Below are 26320 nucleotides of genomic sequence, written 5' to 3'. Positions count from 1 at the left end.
CTTTATTCGCCCTTGATCGGTGAACTATTGCTAATGGGCGCACTTTGGTGGCCATAGAGCAGCTCAAATAGATCGATGAAATGTAATTGATTGGTCTGACTTTTACCTGATAACCAACTTTTCCAACTCAAATCATTTGCTTGAGAAGCGCAGCGGTTGCTCGGGTGGCTTGCGGGTAGGGCTGGGTTGTAGCTACTGGTTGCGGTATCACATGCACAAGCGATAGAGGCTGAATCAGAAGATTGAGACGTTAAGCTAATGGTTCCAATGGCTGCAGTCACGACAGCAAGAACAGCAGTGGCTCTAAAAGTCGCTGTTTTCTTGAGTAATCCCTTCATGTCGTCCTCCTATATTTCATGCAGTCGAAACATTATAGCAAACAAGGTTATATTTTAAACATATTTTACATATAAATTCATTTTTGCCGCTGCGATGAATTTTTTAGCATACCAATTTCGCTAAATAAGCATACAGGTATAGAGCGCTTGAGCTGCAAAAGGTAGAATAGTGCACTTCTTAAACATACTGGTGGGTTTGTTATGCGTCCATTTTTGATTGCTCCTTCTATTTTATCAGCTGATTTCGCTCGTCTAGGTGAAGACGTTGACGCGGTATTGAACGCAGGGGCAGATGTTGTTCACTTTGATGTAATGGATAACCATTATGTGCCAAATTTAACCATTGGACCTATGGTGTGCAAAGCCTTGCGCGATTATGGCGTAACAGCCGATATCGATGTGCATCTAATGGTTAAGCCTGTCGACAGTCTGATCCCGGACTTTGCCGACGCGGGCGCCTCCATTATTACCTTCCACCCTGAAGCGAGTGAGCATTTAGATCGCAGTTTGCAGCTGATCAAAGAGTCTGGCTGTAAAGCGGGTCTGGTGTTTAACCCTGGTACTCCGCTACATTATTTAGACCATGTCATGGATAAGCTCGATGTCATCCTGTTGATGTCGGTTAACCCTGGTTTCGGTGGACAGTCGTTTATTCCGTCAACATTAGACAAGTTACGCCAAGTGCGTAAGCTGATTGACGACAGTGGCTATGACATTCGTCTTCAAGTTGATGGCGGCGTTAAAGTCGACAATATTGCAGCCATTGCTGCTGCGGGTGCGGATATGTTTGTCGCTGGTTCAGCTATTTTCAACAAACCTGACTATAAAGCGGTTATCGACGAAATGCGCAGAGAATTGGCAAGCATCGAGGCTTAACTGATGGCTGACTTTAGTCAAATTAAAGCGATTGCGTTTGACTTAGACGGGACGCTCATTGATAGCGTTCCTGATCTTGCTGCAGCGACTAGCGCTGCACTGCAAGAGTTAAACTTACCTTTATGTACTCAAGACCAGGTGCGCAGTTGGGTCGGTAATGGTGCTGAAATGTTAATGCGTCGTGCACTGGGCTTTGCATTAAATACTGCCGTTAGTGATGAAAGGCTTGCGGCCTGTATGCCAAGGTTTATGTATTTCTATCAGCAGAACTTACAGCAACATAGTCGCTTATATGATGATGTAGAACGAGTGTTACAGCAGCTTTATGCTGCAGGTTATCAGCTCGCCATCGTGACCAATAAGCCCTATGAATTTACCGTTCCACTGCTTGAAGCTTTTAAACTCAATGGTTACTTTTCTATAGTTTTGGGTGGAGATTCATTGTCAAAAATGAAACCAGATCCTATGCCGTTAACGCATATATTGCAGCAGTGGCAGCTTGAGCCGGAACAGGTCTTAATGGTTGGTGACTCAAAAAATGACATATTAGCCGCTAAAGCCGCTGGGATAGCATCAATAGGCTTGACCTATGGCTACAACTACGGTGAAGATATTGGGCTGAGCAGCCCGACAGTGGTTTGCGAACAATTTAATGAAATTTCAGGGCTACTAAATGTAAGCGCTGAATCAATGGAGCAATAAAAGAATGACTGCAAAACCTATCGTGTTTAGTGGTGCTCAACCATCTGGTGAGCTGAGTATTGGTAATTACATGGGTGCACTACGTCAGTGGGTTGGTTTACAAGACACTCATGACTGTATTTATTGTGTAGTTGATTTACATGCGATTACCGTTAGACAAGATCCAGCACAATTGCGTGCAGCGTGTTTAGACACCTTAGCTATCTATCTTGCTTGTGGTATCGACCCTGAAAAGAGCACCGTATTTTTACAGTCTCAAGTGCCACAGCACACACAGCTTAGCTGGGCATTGAACTGTTACACCCAGATGGGTGAACTTAACCGTATGACGCAGTTTAAAGATAAGTCGCAAAAACACGCTAACAATATCAACGTTGGTTTGTTTGGTTACCCAGTACTGATGGCTGCCGATATTCTTCTTTATCAAACGAATGAAGTGCCTGTTGGCCAAGATCAGAAGCAGCATTTGGAGCTAACGCGCGATATTGCAACTCGCTTCAACAATGCTTATGGCGATACGTTTGTGGTACCTGAGCCATTCATCCCAGAGATGGGAGCTAAGGTGATGTCACTGCAAGAACCGACGAAGAAGATGTCTAAGTCGGACGATAACCGTAACAACGTTATTGGTTTACTTGATGATCCTAAAGCGATTATGAAGAAAATTAAAAAGGCGATGACTGATGGTCAAGAGCCACCAGTAGTGCGTTTTGACGTAGAAGAAAAGCCGGGTGTATCTAACTTAATGAGCTTGATGTCTGGCTGTAACGGTCAATCAATTGCATCAATTGAAAAAGACTTTGAAGGCAAGATGTATGGCCACTTAAAGGTCGCCACTGGCGAAGCTGTTGTTGCTATGCTTGAGCCACTACAAGCTCGCTTCCACAAGTTTAGAGCTGACGAAGCTTATCTTGATTCAGTCTTTAGAGCTGGGGCCGAAAAAGCGAAAGCGCGTGCTGAAGTGACGATTAAGCAGGTGTACGAAAAAATCGGCATGATTGTCTAGTTTAATAACTAAATCATTGTGATAAAAAGCCAGCTTAATACGCTGGCTTTTTTGTGGGCTACGATTGCTTGCTGAGCCAATTAACAAATGCGTTAATAGCAGGCTCTTTTAACCGGCGCTGCTTACAGCTGAAATAGAATTCAAACCCGGTCAATATGTCGGGTAGCGCCAACTCAACTAACACTGTTTTTTCAATATCAGCTTGCACCATAAAGTCAGATGCCAACGCGATACCTTGGCCTGCTATTGCCGCTTCAATCGCCAATAATACATGGCTGAAGATATGTTGCTGTTGCTCCGGCGGTAAAATCATCTTATTAGCCACAAACCAACGATCCCAGTCCAAGCCTAAGGCCCCTTCGTCGACGGTAAGTAGCGGATGTGAGCTTAACTCATTGAGCGGTTGGCTGGCTGCTGTCAGCAAGCTAGGGCTAATCACAGGCACCAAGCGTTCTTTATGTAGTAGCTGGTGGTAATAGCCGGGTTGTCCGCTCTGGCCTGTAATAAACATATCGGCCACACTATCGCTAAGTTCAGGATCATCAGTGATCATATCTAAACGGATTTTTATTTCTGGGTGCTGCCTTCTAAAACCGCTTAACCTTGGGATTAACCACTTTATGGCAAACGAGCTATAAACCGCGAGTCGCAGCTGATCATTGCTATCGCCACTTATTTGCATACTCAGATCGCTGAGTTCATTAAAAATCCGCTCCAATGACTCATAGAGGTGTTTACCTTTGCTGGTTAAGCATAGTTGGCGCCCCTGTCGCTTAAATAAACGCTCACCAAAGTGCTCCTCTAGCAGTCTCACTTGATGTGAAACAGCGCTTTGGGTAATGCAAAGTTCGCTGGCTGCTTTGGAAAAATGTGCTTGCCTTGCAGCCGCTTCGAACACTTGTAAGGCTCTTAATGGCGGGAGTTTTCGCATTATTTGGCCTTAGTTAATATGAGCTGAAGAAGTGATCTTGTTCATAGTATTAGTTTAATTCATGTATGCGTAAAAAACATCATTTCATGTCGAAATTTAAGCCCTATATCATCCGCGAATATAAAGCGGGTGGATGGAAATGAAAATGAGATCAAATGTCATGATAGGCATAGGGTTACTGGTGTTCGGCAACCTTTTTAGTGCGCTGTACGATGTATCCATTAAGTGGATGCCAGAGGGGAGCAATGCCGCGACGTTTCTATTGTTGCGGCAAGTACTGTCGGTAATGATGTTACTGCCTTTATGGTTTGCAGCTCGCCGTCCAACGACCTCTTGCCTTAAGTTACACCTTTTTAGAGCTAATACTGGTGCTATGGGAGCAGTGTGCTTAATCATGGGATTGATGGCTTTACCTATGGCAACGGTGAGCTCGCTGTTTTTCTCGGCGCCGTTAATTATCGTGTTGATGGGGTGTGTATTCTTAAAAGAGAAGGTCACGCCAGCGCAGTGGTTGGCAACTATACTTGGCTTTATTGGTATTCTAATTTTGTTAAGGCCAAGTGAGATTAATTGGTTTGGTGTGGCGGTACTTATTGCCGCATTTACCTTTGCTATTAACCAACTAGCACTGCGAAAACTACCGGAGACAGAAGATCCAACAGTGACACTAATACTCTATAACAGTCTAAGCATTCCGTTAGTGATGGTGATGGTTGCCGTGCAAGGATTAGAGGGGTTAAGCTGGCAATTAGTGGCCATAGCGGGATTAAGTAACTGCTTTCTACTGGCATATCAGTGGTTTTGTGTATTGGCTTATCGACGTGCAGAGGCGAGTAAAGTCGCGATTGCTGAGTACAGTGGATTATTGTTTTGCGTGTTTTTCGGTTGGTTGTTATTCGAGGAGTGGCTGGATGCATTAAGCTGGGTTGGGGCTGCTTTTATTGTACTACCGTCGCTTATTATTCCTTGGTTAAGTCACAAAATAACCATGCAAAAAAAATCATCGAACATAATGCACGATGATCTTTTAAGCTAGTGTAGTCACAGAGTCGATTAAGGTTATGAGTCGGTGTACTCAAATACCTTAATCACTTTACGTACACCAGCAGTATTACGCGCAACATCCACAGCAAGCTCGGCTTGCTGTCGCTTAACTAACCCAATCAAGAATACTTCACCGTTCTCGGTCACCACTTTAATGTTGGTCACATCAAGATTATCCTCACTGAGCATTCGACTTTTGACCTTGGTGGTTATCCAGGTGTCGTTACTTCGAGTGGTAAAGGAAGTAGGGTTTCCTATGCGAATTTGATTATGGATCTTGCCGCCAATCTTAAGATCTTGCACGGTCCGAATGGCTTTATCTCTCAGCATTGAGTTGGGCGCTTGGCCTATCATCAATACGTTGCTGTTCATCACCACACCGGTTACGTTCGCTTGGTTTTTGAGATCATCATGAGATGACAGCGCACTGGAGATATTGAAATCTGCATTGGTGTCATCCAGCTGAGTTTGGAAACTGCGTTCATCATTGACCATCATAGCGCCACCAACAGCACCCACCATTACAGCGCCTGCACAGCCTTGTAGCATGAGCAGTATGGCAATTATTGGCAGCCGCTTTATCATGCGGGTTCGTCCTGCGGGAATAGCGTGCGGTCAATGTTGTCACACAAGCAATGAATCGCAAGTAAGTGTACTTCTTGGATACGGGCGGTCACATTTGACGGCACACGAACCTCAACGTCATTGACACTTAATAAGCCAGCCATAGCGCCGCCGTCTTTTCCGGTTAACGACACTATGGTCATATCACGGCTAAGTGCAGCTTCCATCGCTTTAATCACGTTACCAGAGTTACCGCTGGTTGAGATAGCAAGCAAAATATCACCAGGAGAACCCAGTGCCATGATTTGCTTAGAAAATATTTCATCGTAGCTATAGTCATTCGCAATCGCGGTAATGGTTGATGTGTCACAGCTCAGTGCGATAGCGGGTAAAGGTGGACGCTCTATTTCGTAGCGATTCAATAACTCTGCAGAAAAATGCTGCGCATCACCTGCGCTACCGCCATTACCACAAGCTAAAATTTTATTGCCATTTAACAAACAATTCACCATCATTTCTGCCGCTTTGGCAAGTGACTCTGGCAATGCTTCTGAAGCATCAATTTTGGTTTGAATGGATTCAGTAAAGCTGTCTTTAATGCGCTCTAACATGGAGTTACCTTATATCTATATATAGCGTTTTAGCAAACGCGCAAATTAAAATTAAATCGGTTTAAAAAGCGTCGCGGATCCATTGTATGCCAGAGGGATCGGCGGCGATAACATCGAATCGGCAGATAGCGTCGATTCGGTTTAATTGTATGTAATGGCTCGCCGCTTTTCTTAAGCGCCGAACTTGAGCCAAGCTCAATGCGTTAACGGCTCCACCATATTGGCTATGGGTGCGATACTTAACTTCGATGAATACCCAATCGTTACCATCGCGCATAATAATGTCTATTTCACCAAAACGATAGCGTACGTTTTGTTCGACAAACTTAAGCCCATGGTGTTCCAAATATAGTCGCGCGGCGACTTCAGCTGCTTTTCCTTTAACTGCTGTTTTCTCTGTCAAATTCGCTGCATCCTTGTGGCGGTATTTGAATATAGCGCAAAAGCCCGAAGTGTTGTTACTCAGCGTTGGACATTTACATGTCAGTTTAAAGCGGGCGCAAGTTACCTCGTTGGTAGCGACCCCAGCTCAATTGACGATTAATCGTGCCGTCGGGTTGGACTGATAATGTGCCGCTACGGCCAGAAAACTGGTAGCCAGGCAGTGCACGCATCTGTGCAAGTTTACCGACTAAATCAAGCGCGTCATAGCCCATAATGTATAAGCGTTTGCGACTGTTGCTCCAATTAGGCCATAACTCATTCACCATACGGGTTTCGGTATTGGGGGTGATTAACCAAGGAATGTCGCTAATGGTGAGGTTATTCAACTCGGTCGCGGTTTCACGCGTATTGCTTTCAACTCGGCTGCGGCTGGTGGTATAGAGAGGCACTGGCTGTGCAAATACGCTGAAGTTGACATCAATAAACGGTTTCAATAAGACTAAATCACGGCTAGCAGAGATCATATAAATCGCGTCGATATCGCGGCGCGAACGAAAATCAGCTTCAATCTTCGGCTTCAGAATAGCTTTAATGCGCGCAATACGCTCCTTGCTGTCGATAACGCCCAGTGCCTTTTGGACTGTGACCTTCATTTTATCGCCAGCATCATAGTAATGAATCTCGGCAGGCTTACTCGTCAGTTGTTGCCAAGCATCGCTAAAGCTCTCTGCCATACGGTGGCCGACGGCATCATTACTGACTAACAGTAAGGGTTGATCTATGCCGTCATTATACAGTCGTTGAGCCGCATCAATCGCTTCATCTGTGGGTGACAGCGCAAAGAAAAATTTATCATCATGTGCGGTAAAGTTATCAATATGGTTTAAGTACAGCTGCGGAATACTCTTAGCGGCAATTGATTCGCTTGCTGTTGTCGGGGTGACCGCTGTTATTGCTGAAACGGGGGGCATATCTTGTAACTGTTCCACTTCGGATTGCAGTAATGGCCCAATAATAAACTCAGCGCCTGCCGTTACCGCCTGTTGATAAGCCAGCGGTGCCCCTAGGGCGGTATCAAAAAAATTAACGGCAACACTGTCATCGCCGGTCGCCATGTAATTAGCAATAATACCTTGCTTTACGGTATCTGCAACAACGGCTCTAGGGCCCGTGAGAGGTAACAGCACCGCAATGTTTTTAGGCTGATATGGCTTAGTGTTAAGGGCCTTTTCGAGATCGGTTGGTAACTTTGCTGCTGCAGGGTGATTAGGGTTAAGTTGCTGCCAGCTACCGAGTTGGCGAACCAGATCATTTGGGTTAATGGCGTAATGTTTAGCGATATACGCTAACTGTACCCAGCCTGCAAAAATAGGATTGGTGCGATCATCGCGAAAACTGAGTAGCGTTTTTTCGTTAATGGGCTGCAGTGAACGCCAGATTTGATTGTTAACATCGTAAGCCTGTGTCGGCGGTAAGTACTGGCTCAATAAACTCAGCTGTCTAACTTGCTCTATTGGCTGATTGACCTGCTGATAAAGTCGCGCCTTAAATTGGTAATAGCTCACCCACTGCCAATTTGGCAATGTCCAAGTGCTAGGATAGTCGAGCGTTTTCAGCGCATGATCATACGTTGAGATCACCTCTAAAACCCGCGCGGTAAGATATTTGTGCTCTGCGAGTAGCTCAGGTTTTTGCGTCATATCTTGTGCGATAGACTTTAATGTCTTGTCTGCAGTGTTGGCATTACCTTCATTGATAAATGCATGTGCTGCCAATAAAACATACTTATCACGAGTTTCACGGTTTTTTTCATTGGCGGCTAGCGCCAAATACTGTGATGAAGCCATTGTCACCGCAGACAAAGAAACTTGTGTCTTTTCAGTATTTACGGGTGCCGTAGAGGTACCACAACCGAACAAAACTGCAGATAAAATCGCGATTGAGATAAATTTAGTTGAATTCAGTCTTTTTAACACAGGTCTTCACTCTGGTAAGATGCTGTCAATAGTTTAACCTGCTCTTACGCTTGGCGAAAGTCTTGTTAAAAACTCTTGCTATAAGTTACTACAGAGGTAGATATGGACCTGTCGGTCGCGCTTTACATTGTTCCCACACCAATCGGGAATTTAGGGGATATTAGTAGCCGTGCAATTGAGGTGCTTAATCAAGTATCGCTCATCGCCTGCGAAGATACACGCCATAGTGGTAAGTTGCTGAGTCACTTTGGTATTGAGACGCGTAAAACCGCGCTGCACGACCATAACGAACGTGATAGAGCTCAGTGGATTATTCAAAAACTGGGCTATGGTGAATCGGTGGCACTTATCTCCGATGCTGGTACACCCCTGATCTCAGATCCAGGATACCACCTAGTGAAACAGGTACGTGAAGCGGGCTTTAATGTTATCCCACTGCCAGGACCTTGTGCAGCTATCACCGCGTTGAGCGCTTCAGGCTTACCTTCAGACCGTTTCACTTTTGAAGGTTTTTTACCGTCTAAAGAGAAAGGACGTTTAGATAAGCTCACTGCGCTTAAAGAAGATCCACGCACCTTAATCTTCTATGAGTCACCGCACCGTATCGTCCACAGTTTAGAATCAATGGTCGCCGCTCTTGGGGCCGATCGTGAAATTGTAATGGCACGCGAAGTGACTAAAACGTTCGAGACCTTTTTGTCTGGTCCCGTAGGCGATGTGCTACAAACGGTTAAAGATGACCTTAACCAGCAACGCGGTGAAATCGTGTTGATGTGTCATGGCTACCGCAGTGATGAGGAGTCAGAATTCTCTACCGTGGTGATTGAAACACTAAAACTGCTTTGTGAAGACTTGCCATTAAAGAAGGCCTCAGCGATTGCTGGGCAGATCTATGGCATTAAAAAGAATGCGCTTTATAAGCACGGTTTAGCGATCGGCCTCTAACGTTAGCCACATTGCGAGAGACTAAGTGTGAAAGTAGTTGGTTTGTTGCTTGCGCTTAGGCTATACTCCGCGCCGAGTTGGCTAGACAGTTGCCGCGTTCGCAAGAACGGGGAGGAAAGTCCGGGCTTCAAAGAGCAGGGTACCAGGTAACGCCTGGGCGGTGTGAACCGACGACAAGTGCAGCAGAGAGAAGACCGCCAGCTTTAGGGCTGGTAAGGGTGAAAGGGTGCGGTAAGAGCGCACCGTGCGGCTAGTAATAGTCCGTAGCAAGGTAAACTCTACCCGAAGCAAGACCAAATAGGGTCCCGTATGGCGCTGCTCGCGTTGGGACCGGGTAGGTCGCTTGAGCCTGTGAGTGATTGCAGGCCTAGATGAATAACTGTCCACGACAAGACCCGGCTTATCGGCCAACTCACCCATTCAAGCCAAAGGCCTCACAGCAATGTGAGGCCTTTTGTTTTTCTACCTGTGCTACATGACGTGCCACATTGGTTGTCTGCTTGTAAACCACGACTTATTAGACTTCAGCATCACTTATTTCCAATAAAAAAACCGCACTCCTAAAGGGATGCGGTTTTTTGTTAGCTTAAGCTATCTCTAGCTTATCAATACTATTTTTAATGCTTAGAAATAGTAACCAAAGTTAATATTGAAGCGCTTGTTAGTGTCACCATTACCGACCATCGTTCCGCCGATAAAAGGCTGGTTCTCACCGACAACAAAGTCGAAATAAGTGTAGAGTCCGCCGGCAGTTACCGCCATTCCTGTGACATTCATAAAGGTATCTTCTAAATCCGCAGATTTATCAGTAACCAATGAGTAGTCGTTATAGAATGTTAGGTTTGATATCGGTCCAATATTAACCGGTAGGCTGTATGCTACGTTAGCGATGTAAGTCGTCGCTTCTGCTGGAATTGAGTCATAGAAGTGGTATGCAGCCACGACAATACGGTCAACATCCATACCATCAACGTCGTACTTATAATCGGTCAATTGCAACTTAACATTCCAACGGTCGTAGTTAACGACACTGTGGATTGCGGCTGCAACGTTGTCACCATCGGTGCCGTTGGCAATTTCAAGTTGGCCAGCTTGAACTGATGCGCCTAGTTCAACAGCAACATCATTGAATGCGAAGTTATGGGCATAGCGCGCGTTGAAGGTGTTTACTTCGCCAGCGGCATAACCGTCAGTTGGAGCATCATAAGCACCTTCGCCCTCTAAACGAATACCGACAACATCGTATGCGTAACGGTCAGTACGGTCTGAGACATACCCGTCAAGTCCGCCTTGCTCATCGTTTTTGTAGAAAGCTAAATCGAGGCGATTATTTTCACCAGTGTATTTGTAATTTAGGCCCATATCGTAGTCATCTTCTAAGCCCAAGTAGAAGTTAGAGCTGAAGAAGTAGTTATTTGATGCGTAAGTTAGAATACCGAAAGGGACTTGAGTGACACCAATTTTACCTTGTTGCTCTTCAGTAAAGTTGTAACCAATCCATGCATGCTGAATCACATTCATGTATTCAAACCAACGATACTGGGCAGAGTAAATTAAGTCTTCGTAATTGCCTGAAACATCTATGCGAAATAGATCGAAATCAAAATCACCGCCGCGATCAGCGTTATCATCATTATAATCTTCATAAGAGTAATTAACACGAACGGCACCACCAAATTTGACGGCGTTTTCTTTTTTCTTCTCTGCAACGACTAACTGCTCAGATTCCTTCTGCTGTTGAGTTTCCAACTGCTCGATTCGGGCTTTTAGCGCTTTTAGCTCTTCGTCTACCGGGGCGGCATTTGCATTAGCAGCTAATGCAAGGGCGATACAAGAAGCAGCAAGTGTATAGCGATTCATCATTTATCCTTGTTTGTTAAGTTTGATTTTTGTGATTCGGTGTTGTCGGTATCGTCCGTGTAGAAGTCTGATAACACGCCTGCCAGATGAGAACGTGAAAGCTCACCCTGCAAGTCACCATCGGCATCGACAACGGGCAGGGGAAAGTCTGATTCCATTGTGGTTGGAATAATACTTTCAAGCAGTGCATCTGGTGATATCGGGGTCATCTCCTCGACCTGGAAGTCTTCCATCGGTGCATCTTTATCTGTTTTTACAGCGTCTTCCAGTGCTTCTTGGCACACTACGCCCTGAAAACCTTCATCGGTAACGTAATAGGCATAGTTGGCTGGGATCTGCTTCATCTGCTTGAGCGCTTCACCGATGGTATCGGCGGTAAGGCGAAAGGCTGGTGGCTTCATCACGGTTTCAACGGTTAGGGCTCGCGGACGGTTGACGTCTTTGACAAATGCTTCGACATAATCGTCAGCAGGGTTGAGCAAGATATCCACCGGCGCTCCCACTTGGATCAGATTGCCGTCTTTAAGGATCGCAATCCGGTCGCCAATGCGCAGCGCTTCATCGAGATCGTGAGTAATGAAGATAATGGTTTTATGCAGCTCTTTTTGCAGCTCTATGAGTTGGTCTTGCATTTCACTGCGTATCAAGGGATCAAGCGCCGAGAAAGCTTCATCCATCAGCAGAATTTCTGCATCGGTGCACAGCGCTCTCGCTAGGCCCACACGTTGCTGTTGGCCACCAGATAGCTGCGAAGGGTACTGCGCTTCATATCCGCTCAAACCAACAGTGTCTAGCCATTGATTGGCCTTGGCATTTCTGCTGGCTTTGTCTACCCCTTGTACACTGAGACCATAGGCAACATTTTCCAGTACGGTGCGATGAGGCATTAAACCAAAGCGTTGAAACACCATCGCCATTTTATTGCGACGAAATTGCTCCAACTCTTTGCTATTCAGCTTCATCACATCAATGCCTTCAACCAATATCTGCCCTTCAGTAGGATCGATAAGGCGATTGAAGTGACGGATCAAAGTGGACTTTCCTGAGCCCGACAACCCCATAATGACAAAAATTTCACCTTGATGAATGTCGAGGTTAATGGCTTTAAGGCCCACGGTATGGCCGGTTTTAGCTAGAATTTCATCTTTAGATAAACCTTCTTTAACCATCGGCATGACGTTAGCGGGTTTTTTGCCAAAGACCTTATAGAGATCTCTAATTTGAATGAGTGGCTGCGTTGGTGATTGATTAGTCATGATTTCCACTCTGGGTGTGTTTCTGAGATCGCTTGGCGTAAGCTTGAGAAGTGCGATCAAAAATGATGGCTAGCGCGACAATGGCTAAACCGTTAAAGAGTCCGAGGGTGAAGTATTGGTTGGTGATTGACTTGAGTACGGGTTGACCCAGCCCCGTGACGCCAATCATCGACGCAATAACGACCATTCCTAGTGCCATCATAATGGTCTGGTTAATGCCTGCCATAATGGTCGGAGAGGCGAGTGGTAACTGCACTCCCATAAGGCGTTGCATGGGACTTGCACCATAGGCGGTAGCAGCCTCTAGTACTTCTTTGTCTACCAGACGGATCCCGAGATTCGTGAGTCGAATAACGGGCGGAATGGCATAAATTACCACGGCAATCACGCCGGGCACCTTGCCAATACCGAGTAACATGACCACGGGGATAAGGTACACGAAGGCTGGCATGGTTTGCATGACATCCAAAATCGGCGTCACTATTGAGCGAGTTCGATTACTGCGGGCCATTAATATACCGATGGGTACGCCGAGTACGATGGCTAATAGCGTGCACACGGTAATGATACTGAGAGTCCGCATGGTATTTTCCCACATACCGAAATAACCGATAAGTAGAAATGACACCACCACGCCGACAGATAATTTCCATGAACGACTAGTTAAGTAAACTAATGCGGTAATTGACAGCAGTACAGCCCACCAAGGTGACTGTACCAACAGCTTTTCAAACCAGATAAGAAAGTCGAGCAAGGGATCAAAGAAAGACTCGATGACATCACCATACTCACGGGAAAAGTCCCGGAAGGTGCTGTCTAAATATTTGCGAATTTCCAATAACGTCTCACGATCCATCTTTGGAAATTTGCTGAGCCAAGAAAAGTCAGCCATTGGTACCTCTATCGTTTTTTATACGGAATAATCTAGATGAGAAACAAAAACGCGAAGCTTTGTTGGCTTCGCGTTTTGTTCGGATTTAGAGTGCTTTGACTGCCAATTTTACTTTTTCGGCAACATCAGCAGGAACCCATTTAAGCCATATATCTTCATGCTTCATCAGGAAGTACTCGGCGGCGATGTTACCATCAGCCTGATTGTCTTCCATCCAAGCCAGCAAGCCGTTCATCTGGGCATTGGTGATAGAACGTTTAGCAAGATACTCAAATTCTTGAGTTGATTTTTTAGCAAAAGCTGCAGTGGTAACCGTTTGCACTAATGCTGATGGGTACATGGTAACTTTAGGATCTGCGCACTCTACGTTAGAGATACAGTCACGAAAATGGTCTTCATCGATACCGGTACCAAAATCGACCTTAACCATGTTGTACTTACCCAATATTGCAGTGGGTGCCCAGTAATAACCAAACCAAGGCTTTTCACGCTCGTAAGCACGGGCGATGGAACCTGATAGACCTGCTCCTGAACCCGGATTGACAAGATCAAACCCTGCATCACTGAGCTTTAGTGCTCGAAACAGATTTTCAGCGGTGATCTGACAGCCCCAACCCGCAGGGCAGCCATAAAAAGCACCACGATCTGGATCTTCTGGATGCTCAAAGGTTTTTACTTTGGCAATAATACCCGCGATGGTTTTCAGGCTTGGGTCTTTATCGACCATATACTTGGGTACCCAGAAACCTTCTTCGCCGCCATCAGAGAGTGATTTACCTGCAATTGCTAAGCGCTTCTCCTTGATGCCTCGTTCGATAAGATCTTTAACGTTATTGCTCCAGATCTCAGGCGCGATGTCAGGCTCTCCTTTTTCAACCATTGAGGTGCTCGTTGGCATCGTATCGCCAGGGATTAACTCTGCTTCGCAACCGTAACCATGTTCTAAAATAAAGCGATCCACATTGGCGATTAATGAAGCTGAACTCCAGTTCATATCTGCGATGGTGACTTTACCGCATTGCTCTTCGGCAAAGACTTGATGTGTCGCGGTACTAAGCAGTAATCCGCCAATCAAAATTATACTTTTCATAAGAGCTCCGTGCTCGATTTGAGAGTTTGTTGCGCACGAGCCTTTAACTAACAATGGTTAGAGTTCAAACTAGGGGCTGTGCTTCGATTCTTGCAGGTGACAGTAATGTGACAAGCATATTACCAAAAATAGGACTAAACAAAGTGTTTGAGAGCGTAAATTAACACAATTGTTGCATGGTTAACAGTTTAGTACTTCAAACTTGCTACCTTAGTCAATTACGCCTTCATAAATGTGATTAGAGCTCAAACTAATCGTGACTTATTGGCATATCCGTTGGGTTGCTGGTTCGGTTATTAGTCTGCTGGTTCTGCTCTGTAGGCTGGCCGTCTGTAGATTGCTAGCCATTGGTGATAAGCATGCTGTGCTTGTCAGTTACTGGTGGGTGTTGAACTAGTGATGCAATGCTTGACTCTGGTAACCTATTAAGGGAAATGCAAGCGTCGGTGCCGAGAATATTGCAACCGGTTGAAATTGACGGCAAGTATCTGGCTGATGGCGGCACTGTCAGCAATATGCCAGCCGATACGGTACGCGAGATGGGTGTTGATATTGCAATTGATATTGGTTCCGAGTTTGCACCGAAAGAAGAATTACAAAACAGTTTGGCCATTTTAGCGTCGCTGTCTACCATGATGACCCGGGCCAATGCAGTACAGCAAATCTCAAACTTACAACCACAAGATATCCTTATTCGTCCTAACATTAGGAAAGACCTTTTAGCGTGTTGGGTGCTCTATGCCTCTAATAGAGCAGCTGAGTTGATATTGTCATTTAAGCTGACGTTTGGTCACAACGCACCTTGTGAGAGAGGCGCTTATTGCGAGGATACCAAAGCCAAATACGTTCCCTGTTACCGCTACCGTAATAAACCGCAGTTAACTTTCAACAATGATATTCAGATGCCCACAATTGTTACCATCACAAGTGGATGGATACAGCAATCTCGAGGATTGTTACTGTACGGAAAAAGAAATTTTCAGATTGAGTGCATTATCAAACCAAGTCAGTTGAGTATAATTCACCCAACAAAATTGACATGGCAATACGCCTGTTAGCTTCTAAACTTTAAATCTACTTGGTGCTGCAGTTGAGCAAGGTTCTTTGCTGTTTGCTGAGTAAATGAAGGAGTCTAAATGGCAAGTGGTTGGGCCCGCGACGGGGCAGTGCAAGATCAAATCGATAATAGTATCGAAGATGGAGTGGCGCATATTCGCAGTGAATTATCCGTTGGACAAAGTCTGTTCGACTGTGAAGAGTGCGATAAACCCATTCCCGAGGCGCGTAGACGAGCTGTTCAAGGCGTTCGTTTGTGTGTTGAATGTCAAAGCGAGCGAGATAAACGGCACGGTAACATGGCACTGTTTAATCGCAGAGGCAGTAAAGATAGTCAATTACGTTAAGTGCGGTGTTAGGCTGGGTTTGATATTGATAGCCGCATGTTCGTCAGATAATAAAATACACATTATTATTACCGTACGGTAAAAGTAAATTGCGTAATGGTGGGATTATCATTTATTAAGTCCCCGCTATAATGCTCGCATATTCATTACGGCGCTGGTTCAGATAAGACCGTTTATACACTCTATCAATCTAGGAATTTAAGATGACAGCACAGACAATTAAATCTAAAGCCGCAGTCGCTTGGGCCGTAGGCCAGCCACTCACTATGGAAATCGTAGATGTTATGCCGCCTCAAAAAGGCGAAGTGCGCGTCAAGATGGTTGCCACTGGTGTGTGTCATACCGACGCATTCACGCTATCGGGTGACGATCCTGAAGGTATTTTTCCGTGTATTCTAGGCCATGAAGGCGGCGGGATTGTTGAGTCTATTGGTGAAGGCGTGACTAGCGTGCAAGTCGGCGACCATGTTATTCCTTTATACACACCAGAGTGTGGCGAGTGTAAGTTCTGTAAGTCAGGCAAAACTAACCTTTGCCAGAAAATTCGTGAAACTCAAGGTAAAGGTTTGATGCCTGATGGCACCACGCGTTTTTCAAAAGATGGCGTTGATATCTTCCATTACATGGGCACATCTACTTTCTCTGAGTACACAGTCTTGCCTGAAATTTCATTGGCAAAAGTGAACCCTGAAGCACCACTTGAAGAGGTGTGCTTATTGGGTTGTGGTGTGACCACTGGTATGGGCGCAGTCATGAATACCGCAAAAGTTGAAGAGGGCGCTACGGTTGCAATCTTTGGTATGGGTGGTATTGGTCTATCAGCAGTGATTGGTGCTGCGATGGCTAAAGCGTCACGTATCATCGCTATCGATATTAACGAAAGTAAGTTCGACTTAGCTCGCCAACTGGGCGCCACTGATTGCATCAACCCAAAAGATTACGATAAGCCAATTCAAGATGTGATTGTAGAACTTACCGATGGCGGCGTTGATTACTCATTTGAGTGCATCGGTAACGTCAACGTGATGCGTAGCGCGCTTGAGTGTTGCCATAAAGGTTGGGGCGAGTCAGTGGTTATTGGTGTCGCAGGGGCAGGTCAAGAGATCTCAACCCGTCCATTCCAACTGGTGACTGGTCGTGTATGGAGAGGCAGCGCTTTTGGTGGGGTTAAAGGCCGCTCAGAGCTACCTGAGTACGTTGAACGTTATTTGGCGGGTGAGTTTAAGTTAAGCGACTTTATTACTCATACTATGGCGCTTGAGCAGGTTAACGAAGCATTTGACCTTATGCATGAAGGTAAGAGTATTCGTACTGTTATCCACTTCGACAAGTAAACTATCAAAATAAGTGGATAGGGTGTAAGCCCCTATCCAGCCGCTTTCGCATTAACTGTCATCGATAGTTAATGCGAAAGCGCTTTAAGAGACTCAAGTATGACAATCGAAAATATCAGTGTAAACAAGAGTTTTGGCGGCTGGAATAAGCAGTATACCCACCACTCTGAAGCGTTAAATTGTAAGATGCGCTTTGCTATCTATCTGCCGCCTCAAGCGTCAAATGGCCAAAAAGTTCCGGTATTATATTGGTTGTCAGGCTTAACCTGTACCGATGAAAACTTTATGCATAAAGCCGGTGCGCAAGCGCTCGCTGCAGAGTTGGGTATCGCAATTGTTGCACCAGATACTAGCCCGCGTGGCGAAGGTGTGGCTGATGATGTCGGTTATGATTTAGGCCAAGGTGCAGGTTTTTACGTTAATGCAACGCAAGCGCCGTGGAATCGTCATTACCAAATGTATGATTACGTCGTTGATGAACTGCCAAAATTGATTGAGTCTATGTTCCCAGTCAGTGACAAGCGCTCAATTGCGGGTCATTCAATGGGCGGACATGGTGCCTTGGTTATTGCGATGCGCAATGCTGAGGCTTATCAGTCAGTGTCTGCGTTTAGCCCAATCAGCAACCCAGTTAATTGCCCTTGGGGCAAGAAGGCGCTTACGGCTTATTTGGGCCGTGACACTAATGCATGGCAGGATTACGATGCGAGCCTATTGATGCGTAAAGCCAGTGCGTTTGTGCCGGCGTTAGTTGATCAAGGCGAAGGTGATAACTTCCTCGCAGAGCAACTTAAACCTGAAATGTTGCAGGCTGCGGCTAAAGTAAGTGGTTACCCGTTAACGCTTAATATGCATGAGGGTTATGATCACAGCTACTTCTTCATCTCGAGCTTTATTGAACAACACTTACGCTTTCATGCTGCTCACTTGAACGACTAGCGTTACATTACTATATTATAAAAATGCCGCTCTATAGCGGCATTTTTTATGCGCCGCAGTTACTAACTCCCCTCTGAATCGCTCACCTTATTAGTGGTTCATTTAGCAAGCCTTTCGATAAAAAAGTACACCTCATGGACTTTGTTTTGTTAGGACAAGCAATAAAAGTGATCATGGTTGGTGTTTTACATGCTTTATGGGCCTGAATGGCGAGTGTTTGCACTCTGTTATTTTAGCGCTAGAGTTAAGCTAATTCATATAAGGAGATAACAATGAAACTATGGAATATAGTTGTGATTGGCCTTGCGATAGTTTTAGCGGGTTGTGCAGCAACGGAAGCTTCAAAAGAGCGGGCGGCAATGTATGAGTTTCCTGACTTAGAGCAAGTTAATTCCATTGATAATTTTAGAATGGATGGTTGGGAAGAGATCGATAAGTATTCGCTGATAGTCAATAGCAGGCCAAGAGAGATCTATCTGTTGATTTTAAATGGTGGTAATAATGATCTTAAGTTTGCCCAAGGATTACTCATTACATCAACCCTTGGTAAGGTCGAAGTTGGCTTTGATAGTGTCTCAACTCGAGATAACCCACAGCTTAAATACAATATTAAGCGCATGTACCGCATAAAAGATAAAGCGGAGAAAGAGCTTATAAAGCAACAAATCCTCGCTTTCTCTGTTGATGAGAAAAAGTTAGAAAATAAAAAATCTGAGGCGAATAGTACTAGCGGCGATTAAAGTGGCAACTTACCGCTGAGTGGAATCAATCTATAAAAAAGCCCGTCTATCAGTCGATAGGCGGGCTTTTTACTGCAGACCATTCCTAGGGGATATTAACTAAGGCCACATTAGCCTTTAATAAGGTAAGCGCCTTTAGTAGTAAGTGTCACCGTAATTGGCTCACTGGTTTTGTTTTTCCAATACCATCCGTGCGCACCTGCAAAAGGCGTGGTCAGCGTCCCCTTCACTTGATCGGATGTGGTGATAGTAAAACTTTCAAAGAAACCTGTTTTATCACCTTGAGGTTCGCCGTGAAAATCAAAATACAAGGGTGCGCCATTGGTGCGCCATTCATATTCTAAATGGGCTCCTTCATTCATCAGTAGTTTATATTCTAAACCTTTACCCGCCGCAATAATGATGTCGACCGTATCTTGGCGTAGCCCCATCATTTCTGTACGAGTTTGTTTGATCTCTGCCACTGAGGGCGCATCGTTTATCACAATAGAGCCTGAACTTACCATTACGCCTGGCCCGGCTTTAATACTTGATGTACTCGCGATCACTGGTTCTGTCGCCGCAGTGGCTATTTTTGTTAGCCCTAACGATTGACCAATACCTGTTGGGTCAATGTTGTACTCGGCAGGTAAAATAGCCGTGACCAATACAACCGCAGCAATGACGGTTGCGACGATACTCGCTTTCAGTAAGGTGGCGTTAGAGTGGACTGGTGCACTGAGTGAGTTGCTCTCGGTGTTAGTTGCTTGGTTGTCTGTTTGCTGTGTCATTGTTGTTCCTAAATTTGTATTTACGCATGCGTATTGAGCTGTGTTTTTCTGTGGTAGCGACTCAACAATCTGTTTTAATTGATAAAGTATCCAGTGAGTTGAAAGCCGACTAACATCAATCCACCACTCATGAGTAGCGTGTTGGCCGCAGTTGAAAACTTGAGATAACTTTGATGCCTGCGCCAAAAGCTCATCATAATGAGCACAACGCCTAGCGCTAAAAATTGCCCAATTTCTACGCCGACGTTAAAGGCAATAATATTGGTCATTAACCCCTCTTTAGGCAGATTGAATTCTTGGATTTTCGTGGCCAGCCCAAAGCCATGGAATAGGCCAAAGATCATTACCGCGACTTTGGTGTTGGGCTGGAAACCAAAAACGCGTTTGAATCCACCTAAGTTATCAAATCCTTTATAGACAATTGAAAATCCAATAATCGCATCGATAAGATAAGGATTTACCTGGATGTCGTAAAACACGCCGTACAGCAAGGTAATGCTATGACCAATAGTGAACAAGCTGACGTAGAGCAACACGTCTTTAGTGCGATAAAGGAAAAAAATCACGCCGACTAAAAACAGTAAATGGTCATATCCAGTGACCATATGCTTAGCACCGATATAGATAAAGGGCAGAATAGAAACCCCTTGATTAGCAGCTAAAAACTGCTTGGTACCTTCATCTACGCCGTGAGCAAAAAGAGAGAAAGAGGCCAATAACCCCAAAAAAATCACCATAAGTCTTATGGTGTTAGCCAATGGTTGGCTCATTACATGTACTCCAATTATTTATTTTATTAAGCGCATGAATCAAAGACTGAATGTAGTCAGTCAAAGAAGCGCAAAATGGGTCTATCGCTAAACGACTTGGAATAGTTAACCAAGCCGTCATTTAAAAGATAAATAATTAGCGGTGTGGAGGGGGATTGGGTGGTGCGTATCGGTAGTTGTTATAAAGCACATCATTGTCGCCGACAGTGCCTGCCTGATAAAAATCGCTGTTAAAGGTCGACTCAAAGGGCGGGTGTGATGGCGTGTGTGAGTGGTTGTTATGATCATGCTCGCTACTGTCGCTAGCAAAAACAATATCAGTGCCGTCTAAATCGGCAATTAATTCGGTGGAATTAAAAGCGGGCAGGGCTTCTACATCGTGCACATGAGCAAAGGTTGCATGCACATTCTCATGGCTATGATGATGGCTAACACTGCTACCCATAGGGTGTTTACCATTGGGGTACTGTACTGAATAAGCTGAATTCATCACAAAAAACTGGCACAGCAACAGCACCAGCATGATGGCTAATGTTGTTCTGGATTGGTGTGTAGCGGCTATGGCTAACTTTACCTTGATGGTTTTACTGCTCAGTTTGTTTCGTCTCAAAGAGAATGTAGCAATCGAGATTAAATCAGATTGGAGCTCAAACCGCTAGTATTTCCCGACGACAAAGCTATTGCCTTAGTTTAACTGACCCGCAATCCAGCCTAGGCGACTGCCGCAGCAAGCTGATTAAAGTAAAGCGGTTGGTCGCCAACGCTCTTGGCACAACAATGCCTAAAAGAACGGGTAGAAGGTAATGAACGAGTGAAGAAAACATGTGTTTGCAGGCATAGTTGTTAGCGACTAATGCGCTGTAAGACTGAGTGAGTAAGCATTTACATACGCCAATAAAAAAGGAGGTGTTAGCCGCCTTTTTTATGTTCAATATTCAGCTTGGACTTTGGCTTTACCTGCTTTAAGCCGGCTTAAACATACATTTTAAGCGTTTGATAATAACGATACGAGACATAACAATTCCTCAGTGCACCGCAATTTGGTGCTGCAATAATGTGTAACAAGCGCCAGGTGACTTCAGCGGTATACCCTAGGTATCTGCTCGTCCTCAGGGCATTAGATGGCGCTCATTATAGTTATCATCATATTTGGAACAATTAGCTTAAAAGGTAAATTACTTTTGCGACACAGTAACAATCAACGCTTTAAGTGCCTTAAGTTATTGAAAGTAATATGTTTGATCTTATTGTTAATAATGGCTACTGACCAGTAGCATAAGCTAGAGGTCAGTATAGGGTACGGTTAAGTGTCTATTTGAGGGCGTTACCCAGGTAGTCCAGCAGCATGCGAACTTTAGGTGAGAGGTGACGATTTTGCGGATAGAGCGCCCAGATCCCTTCTTCAGGCTGGCGGTTATGCTCAAGCAGTGCCACCAGTTGTTTGTCTTCTAAAAAGCGGGCGACATAAAAATCGGGTAGTTGTACGATGCCAATGCCTTTAATTGCCGCATCCACTAAAGCGTGGCCATTGTTACAACTGAGTGAACCGCTTACGCGTACATTTCTGGTTTTGCCATTTTCTTGAAAACGCCAATAATCCATAGTGCCGAGCAAACAATTATGTTTTTCTAGTTCCGACAATGTGTGGGGAATGCCATAAGTGGAAAGATAAGCGGGTGACGCACAAACATACTGGGTTCGCGTACTTAGCTTCTTAGCCATCATACTCGAGTCTTCTAGCTGCCCGAGCCGGATGGCAAGATCGTATCCTTCGTCGATTAAATCAATCCTTTGATTACTGAGGATGAGTTTAATCTCCAATTCTGGATACAACACGGCAAAGTCATTGATCAAAGGCGCAATGGTTTTTTCACCATAGGTGAAGGGAGCGGTAATTTTTAGCAATCCTCTAGGGGTCGTTTGCAGATTAGTGATCGCTCGCTCTGCTTCTTCTAATCCATCGAGCACCTGTCGACAATGTTGATAATAGATCCTGCCAACTTCGGTCACCGATACTTTTCTTGTGGTGCGATGAAACAGCTTTGAAGCGAGCCGAATTTCTAATGCGCTGATCTGCCTGCTGACTTGAGCTGTCGAAATCCCTAGTCGTTGTGACGCCTTGGTAAAGCTTTCGGCTTCGGCTACTGCAACAAACTCACTGACACCTTCCCAATTAAACATTATTACTCTCAAGAAATTATCTTTGCTAAATATCCCTTAATTATTACCAAATTCAGTCTAAATGCAATTCAAAATCACATCTTATTTAAAACGGCTAATCGCTATTTCTAGCACCAAACTGGGTATTTAAGTGAGATTTATTATTACTCACTGTAAAAAGTAATTTGTTAAAAAGTGGGATTATCAACTAGTGGGTAAGGAATATAATCACTGCCATCGAATGACAAAGATGTCATCCAGTCTCAGTTTGTAGTCATCCAAGATATCAGTAAAGAGACTGTAAGTTTTTATTTAAATTAAGGAAGTCAAAATGAGCACAACATTCTATATGCCTCCGATGTCGATGATGGGACCCGATGCCATCAAGCAATTAGGTAGCGAACTACAGGCGAGAAACTTTAATAAAGCGCTAATCGTAACCGATAAGGCATTAGTCGATATTAAACTCGTCGACAGACTAACCGATGAGTTATCTACTCACGATATCGCATTTGCAATCTTTGATGGTGTACAGCCTAACCCGACAGAGAAAAATATTGAGCAAGGTCTTGAGATGCTTAAAATTCAAGACTGTGACTTTGTCGTTTCATTCGGTGGTGGCTCGCCTCACGATTGTGCTAAAGGCATCGCCTTAGTCGCTGCCAATGGTGGTCATATTCGTGATTACTCTAAAGGTGTGCATCTATCTGCGAAGCCACAACTGCCGTTGGTTACCGTCAATACCACTGCTGGGACAGCTGCTGAAATGACCATTTTTGCCATTGTTACCAATGAGGAAGATCAGACTAAATACCCGATTGTAGATAAAAATCTGACGCCGATCATCGCTGTGAATGACTCAGAACTTATGGTGGCAATGCCTAAGTTTCTTACCGCTGCAACGGGGATGGATGCATTAACCCATGCGATTGAAGCTTATGTTTCAACTGCAGCGACTCCGATAACCGATGCGTCAGCCATTAAGGCTATTGAGCTCATCTCAATGAACTTGCAGCAGGCTGTCGATAACGGCGAAGACCGTGCAGCGCGAGATGCGATGCAGTACGGAGAGTATTTGGCTGGTATGGCCTTCTCTAACGCGTCTCTGGGTTATGTGCACTCAATGGCTCACCAATTAGGTGGTGTATATGACTTAGTGCACGGCTTATGTAATGCCATCTTGCTGCCATATGTTTCTCGTTTCAATGCTGTCGTTAGCAGTGATAGATTTGCCGATGTTGCTAAAGCAATGGGCGTAGATACGACAGGCATGAATGCCGCTGATGCTGCAGAAGCTGGCATTGTTGAAATAGAAAGACTTTCAGCCTCAGTTGGTACCGCCCAAAAGCTGGCTGATCTTGGAGTTAAACAGGACAAACTTGAATTTATGGCGATTAATGCCTTAAACGATGCGTGCTCTTTAACCAATCCAAGAAAGGCTAGCACTGAAGAGATCATCAATATTTTTAAACAAGCGATGTAAGTCGTTCTGCTAAGTCCAGCAGGGCTTAGCCTCATTTATTTGGAATAATTATTATGAAAACGTTAATTCACCCATTGGTCGATAATGGTATCTCAGCAACAGCCGATGGTTTTAGCGGCGGTTCATTGCAATGCCAGTGTTCACACCATCCTGTTGAAGTTAGTGTCTCAGCGCAAACTGCACATAACCATGTTTGCGGTTGCAGCAAATGCTGGAAGCCTGAAGGCGCTCTGTTTGCTCAGATAGCGGTGGTCGCTAAAGACCAAGTTAGCGTGACTGCTAATGCTGATAAATTACAGATTATCGACGCGTCAGCGGCAATTCAGCGTCATGCATGTAAAGAGTGTGGCACCCATATGTACGGCCGTATCGAAAACGCTGAGCATCCTTTCTATGGTTTAGACTTTGTGCATACTGAGTTATCTAAACAGCAAGGTTGGTCAGCACCTGAATTCGCTGCATTTGTCTCTTCTATCATTGAGTCAGGAACGGCACCTGAAGCTATGGCTGATGTTCGCAATACATTAACGGACTTGGGCTTAGCGCCATATGACTGCTTATCTCCAGTATTGATGGATGCCATTGCTGCTCACGTTGCAAACAAGAGCTAAGCGCCATTAATTGATACTGAGTAAATAGGTATCGTGGATTTTATAAGAAAGCGCTACGGCGCTTTTTTTATGTCTATTGGCAGGGGTTTAACCTACTTATCCCCCCCCAAAAAAAGCAGCCATCTAGACCGGTGTTATCGTTTTTTCTTATATTGAATGGTAAAAATATTTGTTGATCAGGCCGATTATTATTGTTGAATTAATAAATATATTTGACGCATCGAAATGGGATTGTCTTCGTTTTTAAGAGTTGAAGCTTAAATGCGTATGGGCGGAGCTGCTGCGGTATTGATGCTTTGCACTGATGGTTTCATTTGTCGGCTCATGCTTGGTTTTTGATTGCAGCTGTTTATTACCATTTGGTAAAAGTGATTTGCAGTTTTAGCTGATTATCATCCTATCCATTATCAATATACTAAGCACTACAACAAATTCAGTATCTCAATCTATGCAGCAGGCTTTGCCTGCCGAACACTTTACATTTAAGGCTTATATTATGAGTTGGATCTTTCTATTACTGGGTGTCATGGCTGAAGCCTTATCTCATGTGGCGTTAAAGGCGACCGATGGTTTTAGTCGACCATTGCCAGCCGTATTGGTTATTTTGGGTCATTTGGTGGCATTTATTTTTCTTGGCCAAGCGATGAAGGGCATGCCTGTGGGGGTCGTTCATGCACTGTGGGCGGGTTTAGCCATAGTGACAGTCACCTTGTTATCGGCACTATTTTACCGCCAACATCTAGATCTCACTGCGTGGATCGGTATGGGATTAGTCGCTGCTGGCGTAATGATGATTAACTTCTCACAAGGCCATAGTCACTGATTCAAAGCATTAACCGCGTTGATCTCATTTTAACCTTAAGCATAAAGCTAACCTCAGCTTTCTTTAGTGGCCTCAATATGTTGACTGTCTCATTATTCGATACAAACTTGTTGGTGTGAGGCACTTTTTCATGCGGTAGGGAATCGGTAATCTATTCATAACGTCGATAATGACACCGACAAGATTCTCTATTTATCAGGTTATGAGTGAGGTTTACAATGAAAATTAAGACGATGCTAGCAGGTGTTCTATGTTCCGGTTTACTCATCAGCAGCGTAAATGCCGCTGAAGTTGAATTTTTCGTGGGTGCGGCTGCGGGTTATCAAACCGATAAAGTGGACGGCAATATACAACACGACACCGAAGACATGTCGTGGCAAGGGCGAATGGGGGTATTGATTGAGCAACAGCATCGGATCACGGGTACCTTTGGCTATATGGAGGACGAATTCTCTCAAGCGGGCAACGATTATAAGCAGGAGCAATATAGCTGGTTGCTCTCTTATGATTATTTAATACCAGTCCATAAAGACGTTAACTTATTTGCTGGTGTTACTGTGGGCGCTAATGACAATAAAATTGCGGGACGTGCAGATACTGATTTAGTCTGGGGTGGCCAAGTGGGTGTGCAATATCAATGGAGTGAACACTTTTCGTCAGATCTCGGGTATCGCTATCTAGAACAAGATTATGAACGCGATGGGATCACTATTGATAACAGTCAGCAGGTGTACTTGACGCTTGATTATAAGTTCTAGTGAATAAGACAGAAAAAAGCCGACTGTAATGCAGTCGGCAAAAGTATTAACCCT

The 26320-nt window shown here is 44.7% G+C and carries 28 protein-coding genes and 1 other RNA gene; 15 read left to right on the top strand and 14 right to left on the bottom strand.

Annotation, left to right across the window (positions count from 1 at the left end):
• Positions 1-2 precede the first annotated feature (2 nt).
• A complete protein-coding gene (locus tag CXF83_RS01940; RefSeq protein ID WP_101093443.1) occupies positions 3-338 on the bottom strand; it encodes a hypothetical protein in 336 nt (111 codons plus the stop codon).
• A gap of 201 nt (positions 339-539) precedes the next feature.
• Here CXF83_RS01940 and rpe point away from each other — a divergent pair, with 201 nt between their 5' ends.
• Genes rpe through trpS form a run of 3 tightly spaced genes read left to right on the top strand, consistent with a single transcriptional unit; the run spans position 540 to position 2922 of the window.
• Positions 540-1214, top strand: coding sequence for a ribulose-phosphate 3-epimerase (gene rpe, locus CXF83_RS01935; protein WP_101093442.1), 675 nt, complete (start codon positions 540-542; stop codon positions 1212-1214).
• A gap of 3 nt (positions 1215-1217) precedes the next feature.
• Positions 1218-1916, top strand: a complete 699-nt coding sequence (locus CXF83_RS01930; protein WP_101093441.1) for a phosphoglycolate phosphatase — start codon at positions 1218-1220, stop codon at positions 1914-1916.
• 4 nt (positions 1917-1920) lie between these two features.
• Entirely contained in the window at positions 1921-2922 is a 1002-nt protein-coding gene (trpS, locus tag CXF83_RS01925; RefSeq protein ID WP_101093440.1) for a tryptophan--tRNA ligase, read from the top strand.
• A 58-nt stretch (positions 2923-2980) separates the two neighbouring features.
• Here trpS and CXF83_RS01920 read toward each other — a convergent pair whose 3' ends face one another.
• A complete protein-coding gene (locus CXF83_RS01920; protein ID WP_101093439.1) occupies positions 2981-3853 on the bottom strand; it encodes a LysR substrate-binding domain-containing protein in 873 nt (290 codons plus the stop codon).
• 145 nt (positions 3854-3998) lie between these two features.
• Here CXF83_RS01920 and CXF83_RS01915 point away from each other — a divergent pair, with 145 nt between their 5' ends.
• Positions 3999-4889 (top strand): DMT family transporter, encoded by an 891-nt coding sequence (locus CXF83_RS01915; protein WP_101093438.1) that lies wholly within the window; start codon positions 3999-4001, stop codon positions 4887-4889.
• Between the two features lie 23 nt (positions 4890-4912).
• On the opposite strand, the gene CXF83_RS01910 is transcribed toward CXF83_RS01915, so the two are convergent.
• The 4 genes from CXF83_RS01910 to CXF83_RS01895 all read right to left on the bottom strand — a co-directional run bounded on the left by CXF83_RS01910 (position 4913) and on the right by CXF83_RS01895 (position 8432).
• Complete coding sequence (locus tag CXF83_RS01910) at positions 4913-5482, bottom strand: BON domain-containing protein (RefSeq protein WP_101093437.1); 570 nt, start codon at positions 5480-5482, stop codon at positions 4913-4915.
• Positions 5479-6072 carry a phosphoheptose isomerase gene (locus CXF83_RS01905; RefSeq protein ID WP_101093436.1) on the bottom strand — a complete coding sequence of 198 codons (594 nt, stop codon included), beginning with the start codon at positions 6070-6072 and terminating at the stop codon, positions 5479-5481. The genes CXF83_RS01910 and CXF83_RS01905 overlap by 4 nt, the downstream gene beginning before the upstream one ends.
• A gap of 61 nt (positions 6073-6133) precedes the next feature.
• Entirely contained in the window at positions 6134-6475 is a 342-nt protein-coding gene (locus CXF83_RS01900) for a YraN family protein (RefSeq protein WP_101093435.1), read from the bottom strand.
• A gap of 85 nt (positions 6476-6560) precedes the next feature.
• Positions 6561-8432: a penicillin-binding protein activator gene (locus CXF83_RS01895; protein WP_101093434.1), complete on the bottom strand. Its 1872-nt coding sequence runs from the start codon at positions 8430-8432 to the stop codon at positions 6561-6563.
• A gap of 102 nt (positions 8433-8534) precedes the next feature.
• On the opposite strand from CXF83_RS01895, the gene rsmI reads away from it, so the two are divergent.
• Together rsmI and rnpB are read left to right on the top strand one after the other, a co-directional pair.
• A complete protein-coding gene (gene rsmI / locus CXF83_RS01890; RefSeq protein ID WP_101093433.1) occupies positions 8535-9377 on the top strand; it encodes a 16S rRNA (cytidine(1402)-2'-O)-methyltransferase in 843 nt (280 codons plus the stop codon).
• A gap of 73 nt (positions 9378-9450) precedes the next feature.
• Positions 9451-9796: RNase P RNA component class A (gene rnpB / locus CXF83_RS01885), an RNA gene on the top strand.
• A 205-nt stretch (positions 9797-10001) separates the two neighbouring features.
• Here rnpB and CXF83_RS01880 read toward each other — a convergent pair.
• The 4 genes from CXF83_RS01880 to CXF83_RS01865 all read right to left on the bottom strand — a co-directional run bounded on the left by CXF83_RS01880 (position 10002) and on the right by CXF83_RS01865 (position 14475).
• A complete protein-coding gene (locus tag CXF83_RS01880; protein WP_101093432.1) occupies positions 10002-11237 on the bottom strand; it encodes a hypothetical protein in 1236 nt (411 codons plus the stop codon).
• The gene (locus CXF83_RS01875) at positions 11237-12493 is read right to left on the bottom strand and encodes a quaternary amine ABC transporter ATP-binding protein (protein ID WP_101093431.1); all 1257 of its coding nucleotides are present in this window, start codon (positions 12491-12493) and stop codon (positions 11237-11239) included. The genes CXF83_RS01880 and CXF83_RS01875 overlap by 1 nt, the downstream gene beginning before the upstream one ends.
• Positions 12486-13385: an ABC transporter permease gene (locus CXF83_RS01870; protein WP_101093430.1), complete on the bottom strand. Its 900-nt coding sequence runs from the start codon at positions 13383-13385 to the stop codon at positions 12486-12488. The genes CXF83_RS01875 and CXF83_RS01870 overlap by 8 nt, the downstream gene beginning before the upstream one ends.
• 85 nt (positions 13386-13470) lie before the next feature.
• A complete protein-coding gene (locus CXF83_RS01865; protein WP_101093429.1) occupies positions 13471-14475 on the bottom strand; it encodes an ABC transporter substrate-binding protein in 1005 nt (334 codons plus the stop codon).
• Positions 14476-14879: 404 nt separating this feature from the next.
• Between CXF83_RS01865 and CXF83_RS01860 the strand changes: the two genes are divergently transcribed.
• From CXF83_RS01860 to CXF83_RS01840, 5 genes are all read left to right on the top strand, one after another.
• Positions 14880-15533: a patatin-like phospholipase family protein gene (locus tag CXF83_RS01860; RefSeq protein ID WP_157822945.1), complete on the top strand. Its 654-nt coding sequence runs from the start codon at positions 14880-14882 to the stop codon at positions 15531-15533.
• Positions 15534-15611: 78 nt separating this feature from the next.
• Positions 15612-15878, top strand: a complete 267-nt coding sequence (locus CXF83_RS01855; RefSeq protein ID WP_101093427.1) for a DksA/TraR family C4-type zinc finger protein — start codon at positions 15612-15614, stop codon at positions 15876-15878.
• A 203-nt stretch (positions 15879-16081) separates the two neighbouring features.
• Complete coding sequence (locus tag CXF83_RS01850) at positions 16082-17212, top strand: S-(hydroxymethyl)glutathione dehydrogenase/class III alcohol dehydrogenase (protein ID WP_101093426.1); 1131 nt, start codon at positions 16082-16084, stop codon at positions 17210-17212.
• Between the two features lie 99 nt (positions 17213-17311).
• On the top strand, positions 17312-18151 hold the full coding sequence (fghA, locus tag CXF83_RS01845; RefSeq protein ID WP_101093425.1) for an S-formylglutathione hydrolase: 840 nt from the start codon (positions 17312-17314) through the stop codon (positions 18149-18151).
• 272 nt (positions 18152-18423) lie between these two features.
• Complete coding sequence (locus CXF83_RS01840) at positions 18424-18891, top strand: DUF6491 family protein (RefSeq protein ID WP_101093424.1); 468 nt, start codon at positions 18424-18426, stop codon at positions 18889-18891.
• A gap of 110 nt (positions 18892-19001) precedes the next feature.
• On the opposite strand, the gene CXF83_RS01835 is transcribed toward CXF83_RS01840, so the two are convergent.
• From CXF83_RS01835 to CXF83_RS01820, 4 genes are all read right to left on the bottom strand, one after another.
• Positions 19002-19661: a hypothetical protein gene (locus CXF83_RS01835; RefSeq protein ID WP_101093423.1), complete on the bottom strand. Its 660-nt coding sequence runs from the start codon at positions 19659-19661 to the stop codon at positions 19002-19004.
• Between the two features lie 74 nt (positions 19662-19735).
• Complete coding sequence (locus CXF83_RS01830; protein ID WP_101093422.1) at positions 19736-20431, bottom strand: HupE/UreJ family protein; 696 nt, start codon at positions 20429-20431, stop codon at positions 19736-19738.
• 136 nt (positions 20432-20567) lie between these two features.
• Positions 20568-21041, bottom strand: a complete 474-nt coding sequence (locus CXF83_RS01825) for a hypothetical protein (protein WP_232775005.1) — start codon at positions 21039-21041, stop codon at positions 20568-20570.
• A 701-nt stretch (positions 21042-21742) separates the two neighbouring features.
• Positions 21743-22612, bottom strand: coding sequence for a LysR substrate-binding domain-containing protein (locus CXF83_RS01820; protein ID WP_101093420.1), 870 nt, complete (start codon positions 22610-22612; stop codon positions 21743-21745).
• Between the two features lie 310 nt (positions 22613-22922).
• On the opposite strand from CXF83_RS01820, the gene CXF83_RS01815 reads away from it, so the two are divergent.
• The 4 genes from CXF83_RS01815 to CXF83_RS01800 all read left to right on the top strand — a co-directional run bounded on the left by CXF83_RS01815 (position 22923) and on the right by CXF83_RS01800 (position 26266).
• The gene (locus CXF83_RS01815; protein WP_101093419.1) at positions 22923-24074 is read left to right on the top strand and encodes an iron-containing alcohol dehydrogenase; all 1152 of its coding nucleotides are present in this window, start codon (positions 22923-22925) and stop codon (positions 24072-24074) included.
• 53 nt (positions 24075-24127) lie between these two features.
• Positions 24128-24685 carry an S-(hydroxymethyl)glutathione synthase gene (gfa, locus tag CXF83_RS01810; RefSeq protein ID WP_101093418.1) on the top strand — a complete coding sequence of 186 codons (558 nt, stop codon included), beginning with the start codon at positions 24128-24130 and terminating at the stop codon, positions 24683-24685.
• A gap of 385 nt (positions 24686-25070) precedes the next feature.
• Positions 25071-25508, top strand: coding sequence for a DMT family transporter (locus tag CXF83_RS01805; RefSeq protein ID WP_332871144.1), 438 nt, complete (start codon positions 25071-25073; stop codon positions 25506-25508).
• Between the two features lie 218 nt (positions 25509-25726).
• The gene (locus CXF83_RS01800; protein WP_101093416.1) at positions 25727-26266 is read left to right on the top strand and encodes an outer membrane beta-barrel protein; all 540 of its coding nucleotides are present in this window, start codon (positions 25727-25729) and stop codon (positions 26264-26266) included.
• The last annotated feature ends 54 nt before the right edge of the window (positions 26267-26320 follow it).

This window comes from Shewanella sp. Choline-02u-19, assembly GCF_002836205.1.
In the GTDB taxonomy this organism is placed as follows: domain Bacteria; phylum Pseudomonadota; class Gammaproteobacteria; order Enterobacterales; family Shewanellaceae; genus Shewanella.
This window is presented reverse-complemented; position numbering and strand designations above follow the sequence as displayed.